18 protein-coding genes, 1 other RNA gene and 1 pseudogene are annotated in these 16620 nt (G+C 40.4%); 3 read left to right on the forward strand and 17 right to left on the reverse strand.

Annotated features, from left to right (window positions below; all coding sequences use genetic code 11):
- Positions 1 to 171: 171 nt before the first annotated feature.
- The 16 genes from EL144_RS01955 to ssrA form a co-directional block, all read right to left on the reverse strand.
- Complete coding sequence (locus EL144_RS01955) at positions 172 to 480, reverse strand: helix-turn-helix domain-containing protein (RefSeq protein ID WP_005640244.1); 309 nt, start codon at positions 478 to 480, stop codon at positions 172 to 174.
- A complete protein-coding gene (locus EL144_RS01960) occupies positions 477 to 815 on the reverse strand; it encodes a type II toxin-antitoxin system RelE/ParE family toxin (protein WP_032995054.1) in 339 nt (112 codons plus the stop codon). The genes EL144_RS01955 and EL144_RS01960 overlap by 4 nt, the downstream gene beginning before the upstream one ends.
- 166 nt (positions 816 to 981) lie before the next feature.
- Positions 982 to 1557, reverse strand: coding sequence for a hypothetical protein (locus EL144_RS01965; protein ID WP_005703562.1), 576 nt, complete (start codon positions 1555 to 1557; stop codon positions 982 to 984).
- Positions 1544 to 1744: a hypothetical protein gene (locus tag EL144_RS01970; RefSeq protein ID WP_005703563.1), complete on the reverse strand. Its 201-nt coding sequence runs from the start codon at positions 1742 to 1744 to the stop codon at positions 1544 to 1546. Before EL144_RS01970 ends, EL144_RS01965 begins: the two co-directional genes overlap by 14 nt.
- On the reverse strand, positions 1744 to 2073 hold the full coding sequence (locus EL144_RS01975; protein WP_005703564.1) for a hypothetical protein: 330 nt from the start codon (positions 2071 to 2073) through the stop codon (positions 1744 to 1746). The genes EL144_RS01970 and EL144_RS01975 overlap by 1 nt, the downstream gene beginning before the upstream one ends.
- The gene (locus EL144_RS11465; protein ID WP_050332736.1) at positions 2066 to 2284 is read right to left on the reverse strand and encodes a host cell division inhibitor Icd-like protein; all 219 of its coding nucleotides are present in this window, start codon (positions 2282 to 2284) and stop codon (positions 2066 to 2068) included. Before EL144_RS11465 ends, EL144_RS01975 begins: the two co-directional genes overlap by 8 nt.
- A gap of 609 nt (positions 2285 to 2893) precedes the next feature.
- Positions 2894 to 3319: a winged helix-turn-helix domain-containing protein gene (locus tag EL144_RS01985; RefSeq protein ID WP_005703566.1), complete on the reverse strand. Its 426-nt coding sequence runs from the start codon at positions 3317 to 3319 to the stop codon at positions 2894 to 2896.
- 71 nt (positions 3320 to 3390) lie between these two features.
- Complete coding sequence (locus tag EL144_RS01990; RefSeq protein WP_005703567.1) at positions 3391 to 4155, reverse strand: phage antirepressor Ant; 765 nt, start codon at positions 4153 to 4155, stop codon at positions 3391 to 3393.
- Positions 4152 to 4427 carry a hypothetical protein gene (locus EL144_RS01995; RefSeq protein WP_005703568.1) on the reverse strand — a complete coding sequence of 92 codons (276 nt, stop codon included), beginning with the start codon at positions 4425 to 4427 and terminating at the stop codon, positions 4152 to 4154. The genes EL144_RS01990 and EL144_RS01995 overlap by 4 nt, the downstream gene beginning before the upstream one ends.
- A gap of 21 nt (positions 4428 to 4448) precedes the next feature.
- Entirely contained in the window at positions 4449 to 4832 is a 384-nt protein-coding gene (locus tag EL144_RS02000) for a hypothetical protein (RefSeq protein WP_005594660.1), read from the reverse strand.
- A gap of 151 nt (positions 4833 to 4983) precedes the next feature.
- The gene (locus tag EL144_RS02005; RefSeq protein ID WP_232010639.1) at positions 4984 to 5205 is read right to left on the reverse strand and encodes a hypothetical protein; all 222 of its coding nucleotides are present in this window, start codon (positions 5203 to 5205) and stop codon (positions 4984 to 4986) included.
- Positions 5206 to 5297: 92 nt separating this feature from the next.
- Positions 5298 to 5570, reverse strand: coding sequence for a helix-turn-helix domain-containing protein (locus tag EL144_RS02010; protein WP_005703571.1), 273 nt, complete (start codon positions 5568 to 5570; stop codon positions 5298 to 5300).
- Between the two features lie 10 nt (positions 5571 to 5580).
- Entirely contained in the window at positions 5581 to 5790 is a 210-nt protein-coding gene (locus EL144_RS02015) for a helix-turn-helix transcriptional regulator (RefSeq protein WP_005594653.1), read from the reverse strand.
- 193 nt (positions 5791 to 5983) lie between these two features.
- Positions 5984 to 6547 carry a hypothetical protein gene (locus EL144_RS02020; protein WP_005703572.1) on the reverse strand — a complete coding sequence of 188 codons (564 nt, stop codon included), beginning with the start codon at positions 6545 to 6547 and terminating at the stop codon, positions 5984 to 5986.
- 63 nt (positions 6548 to 6610) lie between these two features.
- Complete coding sequence (locus EL144_RS02025) at positions 6611 to 7855, reverse strand: tyrosine-type recombinase/integrase (protein ID WP_050332738.1); 1245 nt, start codon at positions 7853 to 7855, stop codon at positions 6611 to 6613.
- 287 nt (positions 7856 to 8142) lie between these two features.
- Positions 8143 to 8508, reverse strand: a transfer-messenger RNA (tmRNA) gene (ssrA, locus tag EL144_RS02030).
- Positions 8509 to 8717: 209 nt separating this feature from the next.
- Between ssrA and EL144_RS02035 the strand changes: the two genes are divergently transcribed.
- The 3 genes and pseudogenes from EL144_RS02035 (at position 8718) to EL144_RS02050 (ending at position 13721) form a co-directional block, all read left to right on the forward strand.
- Positions 8718 to 9809, forward strand: coding sequence for an ElyC/SanA/YdcF family protein (locus EL144_RS02035; protein ID WP_005703576.1), 1092 nt, complete (start codon positions 8718 to 8720; stop codon positions 9807 to 9809).
- A 422-nt stretch (positions 9810 to 10231) separates the two neighbouring features.
- Positions 10232 to 11356 carry a Fic family protein gene (locus EL144_RS02040; RefSeq protein ID WP_032995056.1) on the forward strand — a complete coding sequence of 375 codons (1125 nt, stop codon included), beginning with the start codon at positions 10232 to 10234 and terminating at the stop codon, positions 11354 to 11356.
- A gap of 208 nt (positions 11357 to 11564) precedes the next feature.
- Positions 11565 to 13721, forward strand: a pseudogene (locus EL144_RS02050) (AAA family ATPase).
- 278 nt (positions 13722 to 13999) lie between these two features.
- On the opposite strand, the gene mutS reads toward EL144_RS02050, so the two are convergent.
- Positions 14000 to 16600 carry a DNA mismatch repair protein MutS gene (mutS, locus tag EL144_RS02055; protein WP_032995058.1) on the reverse strand — a complete coding sequence of 867 codons (2601 nt, stop codon included), beginning with the start codon at positions 16598 to 16600 and terminating at the stop codon, positions 14000 to 14002.
- Positions 16601 to 16620 lie beyond the last annotated feature (20 nt).

The following is a 16620-nucleotide window of genomic DNA, read 5'->3' on the forward strand; positions in this document are numbered from 1 at the left end:
CGGTTTTATCTGTCATCATAAAATCTTAATTTTGCGGTGGTGGTAATTGAGTGGGATGGGCGGTTTTAAGGCCTAAAACCTGCAGTAATTTCCCGCGCGCGCGTACTGGTCAAAAAACTCAATAAAAAACGCCTAAAGTAGGCGTTCTATGATTAATGGCGTTGATTTTTCTTATATCCCTGCGATAAGCTCAAAGGTTTGCGGGGCTTTATCCACCATGCGCAACAATAAAGAGGCGTGCGCGCTAGGTTTGGTTTTGCCTTGCTCCCAGCCTTGATAGGTTCTTACACTGGTTCGTAACTTCTGCGCAAAGACAGCTTGAGAAAGGTTTAATTTCTCTCTAATTGCTTTCACTTCCTCTGCCGTAATGCTTGCAGGTTCAATTCGTTCACGCGTCTCTACTCTTAGCGTTATTTTCCCCTGTGTAAAGTCTTTATAGGCATTTAGCCCCTCTATAAGCTCATCAAATAATTCACTCATTGCTCTAGCTCCTCTATCTCTTTCACCAGTTTAGCTAAAATTTTATATTGCTCTGTGGTTAAATCTTCGCATCTGTTTTTACTGTAAGCAGTAACGAGTAATATCCGTGATTTACGTATGAGATAGTAATAAATCACTCGTGCGCCACCACGTTTACCTTTGTTTCTCTCACTGTCAGCGATTCTAATTTTTCTCAATCCGCCCGTGTTCTGTATCACGTCTCCCTTTTCGGGGTTTTCTAATAGCTCATTCTGGAAAGCCCTATATTCATCATCGGACAAATACGCTTTTCTGTAACGCTCAAAGGGCGGCAATTCAATAAACGATAGTTTCACGATAAATAGGCTAAATGTTATTTGTTGCTTATTATACGCTTTAAGGGTATGAAGTAAACATTTTGTTCAATGCTCCTTTCCTCGCGCGCGCGTACTGGTCGCGAAATTCAATAAAAAAGGCTCAATGCACTACATCAAGCCTTTTTACATCGGTGTAACCGGTGGATTAATCCACTTTGCTATCCGTCGTTTTTTGCCTTTCAACGCGCTCAATACTGAGCCGGTCAATCTGCTCTACCACTTCCGAAAACTTATGGATTAGATAGCCGCTCACCTGATTAAATGCCTTCAAAAGTGCGGTCTGTTCTTTTGTTAAATCGGCAGCTTTCGCTAATTCGTTAAATAACGTTCCACCACCTTTCAACCGCTCTACTAAATCAACGCATTCCTCACGCATTTTTAGTTTGTGGTGGAAGTCGTCTGGGTAAACCTCAAGACATTTCCTATTGCTATCATGAATTAGCTTAAATTGGCGCGAAAGCTGGGCATATTCAAAGGCTAATGGGTTGAATGATAGTTTCCCTTGGTATTTGCGTTTCTCTCCGCTTTGCGCTTCCTGTTGCGTTTTTTGATCAGAATGCAAATTTGCTTTCTGCGCTTTCGCAAACTGGCGATCGGTTTCGCAATTTTTAACCGCACCAATTTGGGTTTGGTTCATTTCATTCACAAACTGATTTATTTTTTCTTGCTCGTTGTTTTTCTTCCATTGCTCAAGCTTTGCCATTGGATTAGTTGGTTTCATTTCCACCCTCCGTTAAAACGGTGATAGTTTCTAAACGTCTGCCGGTAATATCTGTTTCGCCAATCTCAGCTTTCGCCCTGATTTTGGCTTGTAGTGCGTCTCTAAGTGAACAATATTGCCCTGCTGTGAATTGATCGTCGTTGTCATAGGTAAAAACAAGGGCGTAAGGAAATTTAGTGTTACTCATCATTTCGCCCCCTTATTTCCACTGTTAAGGTGATAGGTGGCTTCTGTTGATACATTGCGCAATGTGTTTAGAAAATATGCGTTAGCCTGAATTAATGCTCCAATATGTTTTACATTGTCATTGCTCATCGCTTGATTATCAAAATCCTGCTTAGAATCAGCAAAATGCCCTAAACGGCTTATCATATCGCCTAATTCCATTAGTCCGAACTCGATAGTTTCGCAAAGCGTTTCGCTTTCTGAACGTAACTTTATAAGCTCCATTTCATCAATATCATCACGAGCAACTACGTCATTTAATGCCATTTGAATAGCGCCATAACTAAGCATGAGCCACCTCCATAGAATCACGAGAGATTGCCGCAAAAGTGCGGTCGTTTTTCACGGTGTTTTGAAGATTGATTTTGCCGGCAAGCACAAGAACAAAATCACGGGCGAATTGGGCGCGTGCGGCTCGTTCAGTGTCAGCAGTGATACGGATTTTTTGAATCTGATTGGTTAGATCGGTACGGCGAATAGCCGCAAAAATGAATTGATACATTTGCGTAGATTCCAATAACTGATTTTTAGAATCTACCGCTAGACTTCTCACGGTCGGGCGGTAGAACGTAACAGGGTGAGAAACTGTCGTTATTGGAAAACAGCCCGTCAAAGACGGCCTATTACGCTCTACCATTGAATGAATTTTTAGATTAGATAAAACAAAATCCGCAAATTCTTGAGGTGTGCGAATGTTACGAACAAAAAAAGCACGGTTCTGTGGCGTGCTATCGTTCGCCAATAACTTAATATTCAGCTTCTCACGGCTGGCAATCGTTTTTTGCGACTGCGTGAATATATTGGCAAAAATATGGGGGGTTGTAAAGCGGTTTTTGAGGGTAATTTCGATTTTTTGATAGTAAAAAATTTACCTAACTTAGGAAAAAATTTTACATACCTTGCGCATTTTTTAATCATTTTTATGTTGAGTTGAGTAAAAATTTTACTAAGTCAGCGTATTTTTAGTACTCTCATTGGGTAAAATTTTTACTACCTTTATATATTATAGCCATAGGCTATGTTTTTTTATTGTGTTTTTTATCTGTAAAATTATTCAAAAAATGAACGATAAATATAATTTGGTCTTTCGCAAAAAAATTCGGGCCAAAAGCTAAAATGACTTTTTCCATTTATCGCTCGGTCTTTCTGTCGCTTTGATAAATATTCCCGCCTTGTTTACATCATTTAGCGGAAAGCACGTTAAGGCATAAAGTGAGCATTGATTCTTGCCACCTTGTCGGGTGGTTTCAATAAAGCCGTTCTGTTCAAGCTCTTTTAGTCTGGTTCTTAGACTAGGGGCGGATAAGTTAAATTCTTGCTTAGATCGGCTTTGTGGCGCGGATAAATCCCCGTTATTCTTACGGTTATATTTTGCCAATAAGTGTAAAAAAGCCACTTTTGCGGAATTGCTTAAGCCTAAGAAGCTAGGGCTATTGATTACATCATGCCGTAAGGCAGTGAATGTACTGTCATTAATACTTTTTTTCAGTTCGCTACGTTTACCGCTTCTGCCTTTTCTTTCTGCGTAACCCGTCATATAATAAACCTGTTCAATTTATATTTAATCTTGCCTATGCCCATTCTTGAAGAAAGCATAGGCATTTTTGTTTATGAATGGTGGCGTTCCCGTTCTGCCAGTGTTATCAATCGTCCTTTGCGCTCGTAGTAGTTCATGCCTAAATTAATTAGCGCGGTGTTGGTGGCCTGCAAGGTTTTCAGGGTGTTTAGTTGTTCTGTGGTGAATCTGTCGCGCACATTGCCAATAATGCCTTGTTGTTTCTTCCACCGGCGCACGTTTTCACCTAGAACAAGACTATCCAGCATTTCCTGTTCCCTTGAGTAATAAAACGCTTTAGGGGCTTTATTAGTGCGCTGTAATGTTGCCTTGATTGCGTCCGTCATTTCTCGGTTATGGTCGATTGCCGCCAACCGTGCCTGTGTTTTGGCAAGCGTGTTTTTATAAACCGTTGGCGCAACCTGTCTTAACTGTCTTTCTGCGTCAATAAAGTGCTGTCTAACCGCTCTGCCGATTTCGTTCTTCTCCATTAAGCAAAGGTGCTTTGCCATATCAAGGGTAACGATATAATCAACCCTATTGTGTCCTCCTCGGGTTTCTTTTTGCTCGCCCATTTTGTCGTGCAAAAAACAATCACTTTCTTTGCTTGCCAATTTTGGCAAATCAACGACTAAACTTTGAACAATGGCAAAATCTTGATTTTCAATAAAGCCCGCTTGATTAATTCGCGCTTTAATCCATTTTGAATAATCCCGCCCCACTTTCAAAAGTCGGTGAACATCGCGTGCATTAATGCCTTGATTTCCACCATCAAGGGCTTGTGTGGTTTGTAATAGGTTTATAATTTCGGTTTTCATGGTGTCATCTCCTTTAGTCGCTTTTCCATGCGCTCTAAATGTTTCTTGGTCGTGTAAAAGCTGGTTTTTAGTGATTCATTCAACAGGTGAGCGTCTATAGCGCACTCTAAATCGCTTACCTTGAGCTTTAATACATCCACCACCTCTTTTATTGGATAAGGCTCAAAATCGTCATACAGGCTCGGAAAAGTGAAGATTTGAGCCGATTTCTGATAATGTTTAACCGCTTGAAGTAAAATGAGCGGGTTATGTTTGGCGATTGCGCATTTCATTAAATACTTATCCTTTCAGTTTTAAAAAGGTGATGTTTTAGTAGCGGATCTTTTTAATCTCGCCATTCCCTTAAATAGCCCTTTCATTCCTCGCGGAATCGCAAAAGGGTGCGGAGGCGGTTCAGGCGGTTGATAAGGCTCACCGCTTAATAAATCCGCCCGCCATGTTCTCAAGCGGTAATGTGGCAAGGTTTCCCCACGCTGTTGCATTTCTGCCTTTTCCTGCTCAATTTGTTCCGCTACTCGATAATGGTTCAGTAACTCGCTGGCTTTTGCCCGTAGTGTGTGCGGTTTCATTCTGCCGGCACGCCCTTCCCCTAATACCATTCGCAAAGCGTGCGTTGCATTGCCCATTCGGGCGTAGGTTTTCGCAAATTGGTTTCGTATTTCGCGGCCATATCCCATCGTTTTAAATTCCCCTTAATTGCTTTTGTGCAATATGCACCTATCCTGAACTTCCTCGCGCGCGTACTGGTCGCAAACCATGATCCAAGTGGCAGAGAGCGGGGAAAATAGCCTGAACTTCCTCGCGCGCGTACTGGTCGCAAAACTCTCTTTAGTCCACCACCGACAAATCGACCGATTCGCCTTTGTCTTCTTGATTGCTAATTAGCATTTCAAGCTGTCCTTTCAGTAGGTCTATTTCCATCAGGGCATAAGTGGCTTGGTCGCAAATAAACTCTAAAGCGTCTTTGTGCGTGAACGGAATTTGTACCTTTTGCCCGGTCTCATCAATTCGGGTTTGTGTTATTTTTCCATCAAGTGATAAATCAGCCATTTCATACATACGCTCAATAATTGCGTAAATGCTCCATAGCGTCACTGTGTTGCATTTTGGGGGCTAGGTTAATGATTGTGTATTATTCATAGTTAAAATCCCTCTATGCTCGTCTCATTGCGTTTTTGGCTTACTGCGTTTTCATGTAAAACATAAACACCTACACGGTGAATTAAGCCGGTGTTGTCGGTTTCATCACGAAAGAACGTATCAATCAAATAACCTTGATTGCGCAATTCCTTAATACGTGCCGGCGGGGAGTACACGCCCATTTGGCGTAGTTCGTTAGTGCTGTGCGGGCGCTCTCTCAGTCGTTCAATGGTGAATCGGCGTTGTTCGCCTGTGCTGGTGGTGGAAATAATCATTAACGCCCTCCTATGCTCTCGCTTCTGCCAGCTTGGCAATGTAAGAGTTAATTTCGCTTTCCAAGTAACCGACTGAATTAACCCCTAATTGAATTTTCTTTGGAAAGTCCGGGCGGTAACGTTTCGATTTAGGGTTTTGCCAATCGGCAAAGGTGGATTTGCTTACGCCTAGCATTTTCATAGTGTCAAGGCGGCGGATAATGCGATCTGATTGATTCATTATGTTTTACTCCGTACTGGTTGGAATGGTTAAAGCCGCTTAGGGCTTCGTTGTGTCGGAGTGGATTATGGAGGAGGGTTTTTAGGGTGGAAATGACGCCAACTGTCAATCAATTTCTTTAACAGTTAATTCATCTCTTTAACCGTTAAAGAAACAAAAAAGCCGTCAGTAAATTACTGACGGCTTTAAATGATTAAGTTTTATTTTTTCTTTTGGGGTTATATTGAGCTATCCATCTTTTTATTTGAGCGTGAGACTTTTCTGATATGCCCTCTTTTCGTATATGTTCAGCTATATCATCAAGCGATAATCTGGGGGTACGTTTCCACATTGTAACGGCTTCTTCAATCGCTTTTTGCTTACTCGGATCTTCTATTGTTTTTCTCTTTGCTCTAATTCTTTTAGCTGTTAATGTTGTTCGATATTTATAGCTATCCGCTAATTGCAATATATACTTTCTAATTTTTACCAGCCTTTTTAAATTGGTTTTTAGTTTCTTTAATTCTTCAATTTTTTCTTCATTTACGGTTTCTAACTCAGCTAATAAAGTATTTTCTAATGGAACTGTAAAATATTTATCGATTGTATGAAGTGCGTATTTTATACCCTTGTAAATTTTTTCATCTTTAGTAAATTCTGTTTGTGGTTTTCCTTTTATAGAATAACAGTGATCTAGCATTTTCTTTTTATCGATCAATGCTTGCGTACTTTTTTTTATATGCTCTACTTCATCAAGTAAAGAATGTTCATGCTCCATAAACGCTCCTAGTTGTTCTTTGTTAATTACAAACGATCAAATTCCGCCAAAATCGACCGCACTTTAAGCTACAATCTTCAAATGAAACTGCGGCAAAGTGCCTTGTGAGGATTGTTCTACAAAATCCGCCCATGCTTGCAATAGCTTGAATCGCTGTTCTAATTTTTCCCCTCTGTCATAGGCAGTTTTTACTCGGTCTGAATTGAGGTGTGATAGTGCTACCTCAATCAAATCACTATTAAAGCCCTGATCGTTTAAATAGGTGCTAGCGATACTGCGTAAACCGTGCGCTACCAATTTACCGGCATAGCCCATTCGCTTAATGGCAGCGTTTGCCGTTTGCGTATTAACGTGGGTTTGTGGGTTCTTTACGCTGGGGAATAGGTAAGTTTTTCCGCCACTCAATTTTTTAATTTGTCCTAACAGGGCTAAGGCTTGCCGTGATAACGTGATTCTATGTTCAATGCCGCGTTTCATTTGCTCTGCCGGAATCGTCCATATTCTGTTTTTCTCGTCAATATCCGCCCATTTCGCCGTAGCCGCTTCGTTCGGTCTTGTCATGGTGAGCAGTTGCCATAAAATCAAATAACGCGTCTGTAAGTGAATCTGAGCGTTTTGTAGCGTGAACATAAATTCGCTTAAATCCTCAGGCTTAAGGGTTTTAAAATGTTCAACCGTTGGGCTGTCAAATTCCTTTGCGATATTCGCCGTTGGATTAAAAGAAATTAAGTCTCGGTGTAGGGCGTAAGTCATGATCTCGTTATGCTTCTGAATCGTCCGTTTGAGCTTTTCTAAGTGTCCTTCATCTTGATATTGCTTAAATGCTTTTAATGCCATTGGCGCGGTAATTTGAGAAATGGGTAAATGTCCGAAATGTGGCAATAAGCAACGATTAATCAAGCTTATAACGTCCTTTTGATAATTATCTGAAAAGTTTTTTTTGGTTTTGCGATACTCAAGCCACGCCCACGCCACTGCTTCATAGGTATTATTCAGCTCATTTTGCTTAGCTTGTTCTTGCTGTTGGCGATAGATTGCCGGATCGATATTCTGCGCAAGTAAAGATAAATATTCCTCTCTAATTGCTCTTGCCTGCTGTAAGGAAATATCAGGGTATTTGCCAACGCCAATTAACGCCCTTTTCTTTGGTTGCGTGAAAGGCTTGTAATAGTTAAACCGCCATAACTTAGCCCCATTGGGTTTAACCAACAGATAAAGCCCTTTGCCATCGGATAGGGTAAATTCCTTTTCCTGCGGCTTGGCTTTGTCTATTTTCGTGCTGTTTAACGGCGTGATTGTGCGTGCCATATTGCTTCTTTCTGAGAGTTGAAAACTGTTCTAAATAACTCCGACGGAGATTCAGACTTTTAAAAATTTGGATATAGCCAAAACATGAGCAAAACCTTTTGCTAACAGGTTTTGTATGGTTTTAGTTATACCGATTTTGTTATACGGCTATCAGTATAACTAAACGTATAACTAAAATTCAAGGATTTTATAGGATTGGGTAGGAACGCTTAGGATATAAAAAAGCCCTTGAGGTTAATATTTTCAAGGGCTTTTAGGATTTGATAAGTTTGCTTTGGATTGTTATTTGGTGGAGCTGGGGGGAGTTGAACCCCCGTCCGAAATTCCTCTACCGTTAGTACTACACGTTTAGTCAGTCTTTAAGATTCGCTTAACCCTGCGGACAGACACGCGATAATTAAGCTAGTTTGATTTAATTTAATGCTTCGATCCTCAAACGGCGGCGTCCACACGATCTCGTTTGGGTTTGACTCCGCTTTATCCCCGTCTTACGAGCGGAAGCTGGGGAGCGAAGGCTATGAGCAGGTTATTAAGCTGCTAAAGCGTATTGTTCGTCGTTTGCGACTATTTTTTTGCGGTTTATTTACGAGGCCTACCGCACCTCGACGTGCACCTCGGGCTTCGCTAATCCCGTCGAATCCAGAATCAGCCCCAAAAGTGGCGTAAGAATAGCAAAATTCCACGTCAAATAAAAGCCTGATCATCAGTCAGAAACCATTCCCTACGTTATGTTTGGGCAAATCCCTCTTGTTTCAATGATAATTTTCTATACAAAAGTCCTAAAATGTGATCTGGCTCCCAGTTTTAAAATTGAATTTTCATACACTAGGAATTGAATAATAAGAAATCCAAGGAGAAAAGGATGAATAACCCCTTCAAAGTTTCATTGTTAGCCATTATTTCCGCACTTGCTTTCCATGCTACCGCCAATACACAAGCGGTGCAGGTGCTGGAACCACAAATTAACTACCAACAATTACTAACCCAGCGACAAGTCGTGGATGATTTAATCGCACAAGCGGTGAAAATCCAAAACTCACCGGCGCGCGTGTCCAATGCAGGATTCACGGCGAAATTGCCAAGTAACATGGAACGCATTGCCGCGATTTTGTTGGAAGCCTATGAGTTAGAACCTTATCGCGTGGATTTTTTATTTGGTGCCGCCAACGCGAATATTTATAACGGCAACACCGACAAAGCTATCGAGCTATATCAAAAAGTCTTGAACGTTGCACCGGACGATGTCAAAGCACATATTTACTTAACCGCATGGCATCGTTTCAAAGGCAACAAAGCAGAAAGTGACAATCACTTCAAACAGTTAAAAAATCTTGCGCCGCCAAAAGCCGCAGAACTTGAAAACCTGTTCAGCATTATCGACAGCGTAGCGAGCCAACCGATTAGCGACAAATTAGATCATAAATTGCCGGAACAATCTGCCATTATCACCTTGGGTTATGCGCTAAACCCTGATGGCAGCATGCACGACATCTTAATTCAACGCTTGGAAAAAACCTTAGAAATCGCCAATCAAAACCCTCACGCCTTAATTATCGTCACCGGGGGCGTACCGCAAAATAACCAAACGGAAGGCGCGTTAATGAAACAGTGGCTCATTGACAAAGGTATTGACGCCAAACGCATTTACGCCGATAACTATGCCCGTTCAACCGTGGAAAATGCCTTGTTCTCCCGTTATTCCTTAGCCAAACACCACATCAAACACGCCGTCCTCATTAGCTCCGGCAGTCATGTGCGTCGTGGGCGCGCGTTGTTTGAAATCGCGACTTTGGAATCGGGCCCGAAAGGTATCAAAATTGAAACCGTGGCGGCATTAGATAAGCCATTAGACGAATTGCAAAAAGTGAGTGAAAAAGATTTACTGGGGATTTATCGTGACAGCCTGAAAACGATGGGCTTGCCAATGTTTAATAGCGGGGCATTACAGGATTAATCCGAGTAATGCATTGGTCACATCCCGAGGGTAAAGTGCGGTCAAAAAACGCCGTAAATTTTGACCGCACTTTTTTGTTTGTTGGTGTAGTACCAAGACAACTCAGTAAAGTTAAAGAAAAGCTGTCTGAAATGTCACTTTTAGACGGCCTTTAGTATTGAATAATAAATCGTGTTGGACACCAAAGTGCGGTCAGATTTTAGAACATTTTTTACAAATATCTTTTCTCAAAAATTTTACCAATCATTTTTTATTAATGTTGATTAACAAACTTTTTTGTCGATCATAAATGAGTTACAAAGTTCTTTGTAAATCATTTTTTGACAAATTTGATTCACAAACTTGTTTATTAATCATAAATGAGCGACAATGCATTTTATCAATCAAAAATTATATTTTTTGATTCACAAAGAGAGAATAACATGTATAAACCGCTTAACTTCGACGATGCCGTTCAGTATCACTATAATCAATTTCCTCCTCAATCATTAGATTACGCCCTACTTATGCCTAGCCTATTAAAAGCAACTGATGCGCTAGCCCGTTACGATCAAATGTTGAAAAATATGCATAACAGCGAGATTTTACTTGCGCCCTTACGAAACCAAGAGGCTGTTATTTCTTCCCGTATGGAAGGCACAATTAGTACCATGGATGAAATTATGCAATATGAGGCAGATTACGGTGAAGGTAATGATTCCACCGAAGTCCGCTCGGACATTGTAGAAACCGTGTTGTATCAGCGGGCATTGAAAAATGCACAAGGCGCGATAGAAGATGGCTATCTATTCAACAAATTTTTATTGAAAACCATGCACCAAGAGCTTTTATCTTATGGTCGTGGCGCGAATAAATCGCCCGGCGCATTCAAGCACGAGCAGAACTATCTAGCTGACAAAGGCAAGCGGGCGATTCTCTTTGTGCCAATTAGCTCGGAAAAATTGGAAGAAGGTTTGGATAAATTATTCAATTATATCAATTACGATTCTACGCCAATTTTAGCCAAAACGGCCGTTTCTCATCTCGAATTTGAGGCACTTCACCCATTTCAAGACGGCAATGGGCGGATTGGTCGAATGCTGATTACCTTAATGCTTTGGCAATCTAAGGCCATCAGCGCCCCGCATTTTTATATCAGTGGATATTTTGAGGAACACAAAGAACGTTACACAGAGTTGATGCGTCAGGTTTCTCAAACAGGTAATTGGAACGAATGGTGCCAATTCTTCTTTGACGCAATCTATTGGCAGGCAGGACATAACCTTAAAATTGCACAAAACATTCATGTACTTTATGAAGAAATGAAATCTATTTTTACTGAAACACTTTCTTCTAAACATTCTCTTGCTGTACTGGATTTTGTTTTTACTTATCCTGTTTTCCGAAATAGTCGTCTATCGGAGCTAACCAACATTCCGCCGGCAACAGCAAACCGTTTTACCAAAGCAATACTGGAAAAAGGGATTTTGTCATTAAAAGAGGAAGCGAGTGGAAGAAAGTCGGCATTATATTCATTTGAGGGGATGATGGAGTTGGTGAGGGTTTGATGAAAAAAAGGCCATCTGGGGTTTAAGGCAACCTTTGAATATGGAAGAGTTTTGCTTTCCGTTTACTATGATAAATAGAACAACAATCGCATTTAAATGCGAGGCAATACTTACGTGAAATTAAGCTCTATAAACGTAAAATGTTAAATAATGGTTTTTCTGCGTAACTTTTTATAACTAAGGAAAATGTATGATTACTGAAATATGCATGAAAAATGTAGCAAGTTTTAAACAAGCTACATTAAACACAGATAAAAGAATAAATTTGATTTATGGATTAAATGGAGTTGGTAAATCAACAATTTCAAATTATTTTTATGATGTTAATCAACCTTGTTTTTCTAACTGTAGTCATTCAAGTACATCTCAAGATCCTATCCTTGTTTATAATCAAAAATTTATACATGATAATTTTTTTGTTCAAGATAGTTTAAAAGGTATTTTTAGTCTATCAAAAAAAAACAAAGAGGCAGAATCTAAAATTATTCAAGCCAGTAATAATAAAAACCAGCTTCAACAAGCTTTGGATGAGAAAGTTAATGAACAAAAACTGTTACAAAAATCATTTCAAGATCAAAAAACACAAGCGATAGATACCGTATGGCAAATAAAAACTCAGTATTCGGGAGGCGATCGAGTTTTTGAATATTGTCTAGAAGGTATGATGAGTAAAAAGGAAAAACTATTTGAGCATATATTAAAGGTAAATAAACCCCAAAATGAACCCCAGAGAAATTTAGAAGAAATTAAAAAAGAAGTTGAATCTTTTAAAGACAATACATCAGTAGAAATTCCCAACATCCCACTATTACAGTTTGATAAAAAAAATATTGAGAGTGATATTATATTCAATACAGCAATTATGGGAAATTCTGACAGTGAAGTAGCTGGGTTGATAGAGCGCTTAGGAAATGCTGACTGGATAAAGTAAGGATTGAACTATTTAGATGATACTCATGCTTCATCGGAAGTTAAAGAGTGTCCATTCTGTCAAGCAAAAACTATAACCTCTCATTTTATTAAGAATATTCATGATTATTTTGATCAAACATATCAGAACAATATGAATAAATTAGAGCAACATAGAGATGAATACAACTTTGCACTAAATCAAATTCCTAAACTAGACGTTTTTATAGAGAATAATTTTGTACAAAACTATGTACATGAAATAACAAAATCTTATAATGATTTATTTCATATATTACAAGAAAATTTAAATAAAATTAAAGAGAAAATAAAAAATCCCAAAGTACCTAAAGTATTAGAATCTTCTAGTGATACACTTCAACTAATCAACCAAATAATAGGAAAAATTAATCAAGATATTAATTTATATAACCAAAAACTACGAAATCGGAGAGAAACCCTACTTTCTTTGAAAAGTGAATTTTGGTCAATTATGCGATGGCAATACGCTCAAACTTTATCAAGGTTTGAGCAAGATAAAAAGGAATATGAACAAAAGAATGATTATCTGCAAAAGGAAATAAATAACATTAATAGAAATATAGCAATAGAAAACCAACAAATTATTGATGCTCAACGTGAAACAGTAAATATTGATGAGGCTATTACTGCAATCAATAATGGATTACAAGAAATTGGCTTAGACAGTTTCAAGATTTCTAAACACTCTAATAATTTATATAGAATAGTACGAGATAATGATTCATCAAAAGAAACTTTCCACTCACTCAGTGAAGGTGAAAAAATGATGATTAGCTTTTTATATTTTTGTGAATTATGTAAAGGAAAAACTGACACTCAAGACTCTAACACTACTAAGATTATTGTCATTGATGACCCAATTTCAAGCCTTTCACATATTTTTGTATTCAATATAGGCAGATTAATTAAAAACATATTCTTCAAGGATGAACGCAAATTTTCACAGATATTTGTTTTGACTCATAGCTTATATTTTTTCTATGAATTAACAGATACTAATCATAATGATAGAAAAAACACTCAAAATCTTTTTCGTATATCAAAATCATCAAATGGAAGTTTTATCCAAACAATGAAATATGAGGAGATACAAAATGATTACCAAGCGTACTGGAGCGTTATCAATGACAGAGAACAGCCTCCTGCATTAATTGCAAACTGTATGCGTAATATCATTGAGTACTTCTTCAACTTTGTGAACAAACAAGCCCTTAGTAATGTATTTCAAATGCAAGAATTACAGGAAATTCGCTTACAGGCGTTTTACCGATACATAAACAGAGAATCTCATTCTGTCGGTCAAAATATTATAGATATGAAGGAATTTGATTATGACGCTTTCAGAGATGGATTGAAGTTAGTTTTTGAAAAAGCCGGCTATTTATCGCATTTTAAAAAGATGGCTAAAATGTAAGAGTGTCTATACTCTAAAGGTGTCTGAAAAGTTGAGATTTCGAATGATCTCTTATTTAGTCCATCGGTGGGCTAAAGCACTTCCAATAAAGTGCGGTCAAATTTCAAAACGTTTTTGCAAACCACTTCCTAAATCTGCCCCCCTGTTTTTCAGGCCCCCCTACCCACACGCCACAATCACCAAATCACTCAACTTCGCCATATAAATCAGGTGCAGCAGGCCTTCGACAAATCATACACCAATAAACACACATCCCGATATGCGTTCAAATCAACGAATTATTCCTTCACCATTTTCTTCAATTGATATAAATATGCTAGCGCTTGTTTTGGGCTGAGGTCATCAGGGTCTAGCTCTTGTAGCATATGAAGCAACATGTCTTTCTTCTCATCTTCTGCCGTGGCAAATTCCAGTTCGCCTTGGCAATGGTTGAGCAGGCGTAAATTTTGTACCTGTTGGTTGGCGTTTTGCTGTGAGAGTTTTTCTAATTGTGCCAGTTTTTGTTTGGCAAGCTTGATGACTTGTTGTGGCACACCTGCCAAGGCAGCGACCGCAAGACCGTAGCTTTTACTGGCTGCACCTTTTTGTACGGCGTGCATGAAAACAATGGTGTCATTATGCTCAATGGCATCTAAATGAATATTACCGATACCTTGCACCTGTTCCGGTAGCACCGTGAGCTCAAAATAGTGGGTGGCGAATAAGGTTAAAGAACGGATTTTCTTCGCTAACCATTCGGCACAAGCCCAAGCGAGGGACAAACCGTCGTAAGTGGAGGTTCCACGGCCGATTTCATCAATCAACACCAAACTTTTGTCTGTCGCTTGATGCAAAATATTCGCCATTTCCGTCATTTCCACCATGAAGGTTGAACGCCCTGAAGCGAGATCATCAGAGGCTCCAATGCGGGTAAAAATGCGATCAACAGGGCCAATGACTGCACTGTCTGCCGGTACAAAACTGCCCATGTACGCCATTAAGGTAATCAGCGCCGTTTGGCGCATATAGGTGCTTTTACCGCCCATGTTCGGACCAGTAATGATGAGGAAATGTTGCTGTTCCGTAAGTTCTGTTGGGTTGGCAATAAACGGTTCCTTCAAAACTTGCTCCACCACAGGGTGACGGCCATTTTGAATATGAATGCCCGTTTGTGCCGAGAAGGTCGGCGCCACATAATTCAGGCTTTCTGCCCGCTCCGCTAAATTGGTGAGTACATCCAATTCGGCTAATGCCAAACCCGCGAGCTGTAAGTCACCCAAGTGCGGTAATAATTGGTCGAAAATTTCATCGTATAGCTGCTTTTCCAGCACCAAAGAAGCGCCTTTTGCTTTCAACACCTTGTCTTCATAGGTTTTCAATTCAGGAATGATATAACGTTCGGCATTTTTTAAGGTTTGACGACGCACATAATGAATCGGCGCTTTATGGGCTTGCCCCTGGCTAATTTGAATGTAATAACCGTGCACCGCATTGAAACCTATTTTTAAGGTATCAATGCCGGTGTTTTCCCGTTCCCGCTGTTCCAGATCTTCCAAATAGCGGGTGGCACCGTCGGCTAATTCACGCCATTCATCCAATTCGGCGTTGTAGCCTGCCGCAATGACGCCACCATCACGAATTAACACCGGTGGGCTGTCAATAATCGCCCGTTGCAAAAGGTCAAATTGTACGGAAAAATCGCCCAATTGTTGGTAAAGTGCGGTCATTTTGGCGGACGTTTTTTCAGCCAACCGATCTTTTATATAAGGAATCTGCTCTAAAGCGGTACGCAAGCGGGTTAAATCACGCGGACGGGCGGTGCGTAATGCCACCCGCGCCAAAATGCGTTCCATGTCACCTACTTGTTGCAAATAAGGTTGCAAATCCGCCACTAAATCCTGTTCTAAAATCACACCAATGGCTTGTTGGCGTTGCGTGAGTTTTGCCACATCGCAAATCGGTTGGTGAATCCAGCGTTTGAGCAAGCGACTGCCCATCGGGGTGACGCATTTATCCAACACAGCCGCCAACGTGTTTTCCGTCCCCCCCGCCAGATTTTGCGTTAGCTCCAAATTGCGACGGGTTGCGGCGTCCAACTGAATATTTTCGCTGTGTTGAATGAGATGAATGCTTTGAATATGGGGCAAGGCGGTGCGTTGCGTTTCGCGTGCGTATTGCAATAAACAACCGGCCGCACATAAACCCAGAATCGCTTTTTCGACACCGAATCCGCACAAGTCTTTGGTATTAAATTGATGGCAAAGCTGTTGAATGGCGGTTTTTAGCTCGAATTCCCAAATAGGGCGACGACGCAAACCTTTAGCGTGTTCGATTAGCTGAAAATCAGCGAAATCCTCACAATAAAGCAATTCTACCGGCGCGATGCGTTGTAATTCCGTTTGCAAATCCGCTTTGGATTGCGGTTCGCATAGCTGAAAACGACCGGACGTCATGTCTAATGTCGCCAAACCGAAATGATCTTTTTCCTGATACACCGCGGCAATGAGGTTGTCTTGCCGTTCCGGTAACAGCGCTTCATCACTCACCGTGCCCGGCGTGACAATGCGCACAATTTGGCGTTCAACGGGGCCTTTCGCCGTATTCGGATCACCAATTTGTTCGCAAATGGCGACAGACTCTCCTAACTGCACCAACTTCGCTAAATAGCCTTCCACCGCATGATAAGGCACGCCTGCCATGGGAATCGGCTGTCCCGCAGATTGTCCGCGTTTGGTCAGCGAAATATCCAACAGTGCAGAGGCGTGTTTCGCATCGTCATAAAACAGCTCGTAAAAATCGCCCATGCGATAAAACAACAAAATATCCGGATTCTCCGCTTTGAGTTGCAGATATTGTTTCATCATCGGTGTATGTTGTTCGAAATTCTCTTTTGACATCATGTTGTTATCTTATTCCGGCG

Origin of the sequence: Aggregatibacter aphrophilus ATCC 33389, from assembly GCF_900636915.1 — a bacterium.
GTDB lineage: Bacteria > Pseudomonadota > Gammaproteobacteria > Enterobacterales > Pasteurellaceae > Aggregatibacter > Aggregatibacter aphrophilus.

Coding starts and splice junctions, on each gene's coding strand:
- EL144_RS01955 (WP_005640244.1), bottom strand. CDS start 480: ATGAGTGAATTATTTGATGAGCTTATAGAGGGGCTAAATGCCTATAAA.
- EL144_RS01965 (WP_005703562.1), bottom strand. CDS start 1,557: ATGAAACCAACTAATCCAATGGCAAAGCTTGAGCAATGGAAGAAAAAC.
- EL144_RS01970 (WP_005703563.1), bottom strand. CDS start 1,744: ATGAGTAACACTAAATTTCCTTACGCCCTTGTTTTTACCTATGACAAC.
- EL144_RS01975 (WP_005703564.1), bottom strand. CDS start 2,073: ATGCTTAGTTATGGCGCTATTCAAATGGCATTAAATGACGTAGTTGCT.
- EL144_RS11465 (WP_050332736.1), bottom strand. CDS start 2,284: ATGTATCAATTCATTTTTGCGGCTATTCGCCGTACCGATCTAACCAAT.
- EL144_RS01985 (WP_005703566.1), bottom strand. CDS start 3,319: ATGACGGGTTACGCAGAAAGAAAAGGCAGAAGCGGTAAACGTAGCGAA.
- EL144_RS01990 (WP_005703567.1), bottom strand. CDS start 4,155: ATGAAAACCGAAATTATAAACCTATTACAAACCACACAAGCCCTTGAT.
- EL144_RS01995 (WP_005703568.1), bottom strand. CDS start 4,427: ATGAAATGCGCAATCGCCAAACATAACCCGCTCATTTTACTTCAAGCG.
- EL144_RS02000 (WP_005594660.1), bottom strand. CDS start 4,832: ATGGGATATGGCCGCGAAATACGAAACCAATTTGCGAAAACCTACGCC.
- EL144_RS02005 (WP_232010639.1), bottom strand. CDS start 5,205: ATGGCTGATTTATCACTTGATGGAAAAATAACACAAACCCGAATTGAT.
- EL144_RS02010 (WP_005703571.1), bottom strand. CDS start 5,570: ATGATTATTTCCACCACCAGCACAGGCGAACAACGCCGATTCACCATT.
- EL144_RS02015 (WP_005594653.1), bottom strand. CDS start 5,790: ATGAATCAATCAGATCGCATTATCCGCCGCCTTGACACTATGAAAATG.
- EL144_RS02020 (WP_005703572.1), bottom strand. CDS start 6,547: ATGGAGCATGAACATTCTTTACTTGATGAAGTAGAGCATATAAAAAAA.
- EL144_RS02025 (WP_050332738.1), bottom strand. CDS start 7,855: ATGGCACGCACAATCACGCCGTTAAACAGCACGAAAATAGACAAAGCC.
- EL144_RS02035 (WP_005703576.1), top strand. CDS start 8,718: ATGAATAACCCCTTCAAAGTTTCATTGTTAGCCATTATTTCCGCACTT.
- EL144_RS02040 (WP_032995056.1), top strand. CDS start 10,232: ATGTATAAACCGCTTAACTTCGACGATGCCGTTCAGTATCACTATAAT.
- mutS (WP_032995058.1), bottom strand. CDS start 16,600: ATGATGTCAAAAGAGAATTTCGAACAACATACACCGATGATGAAACAA.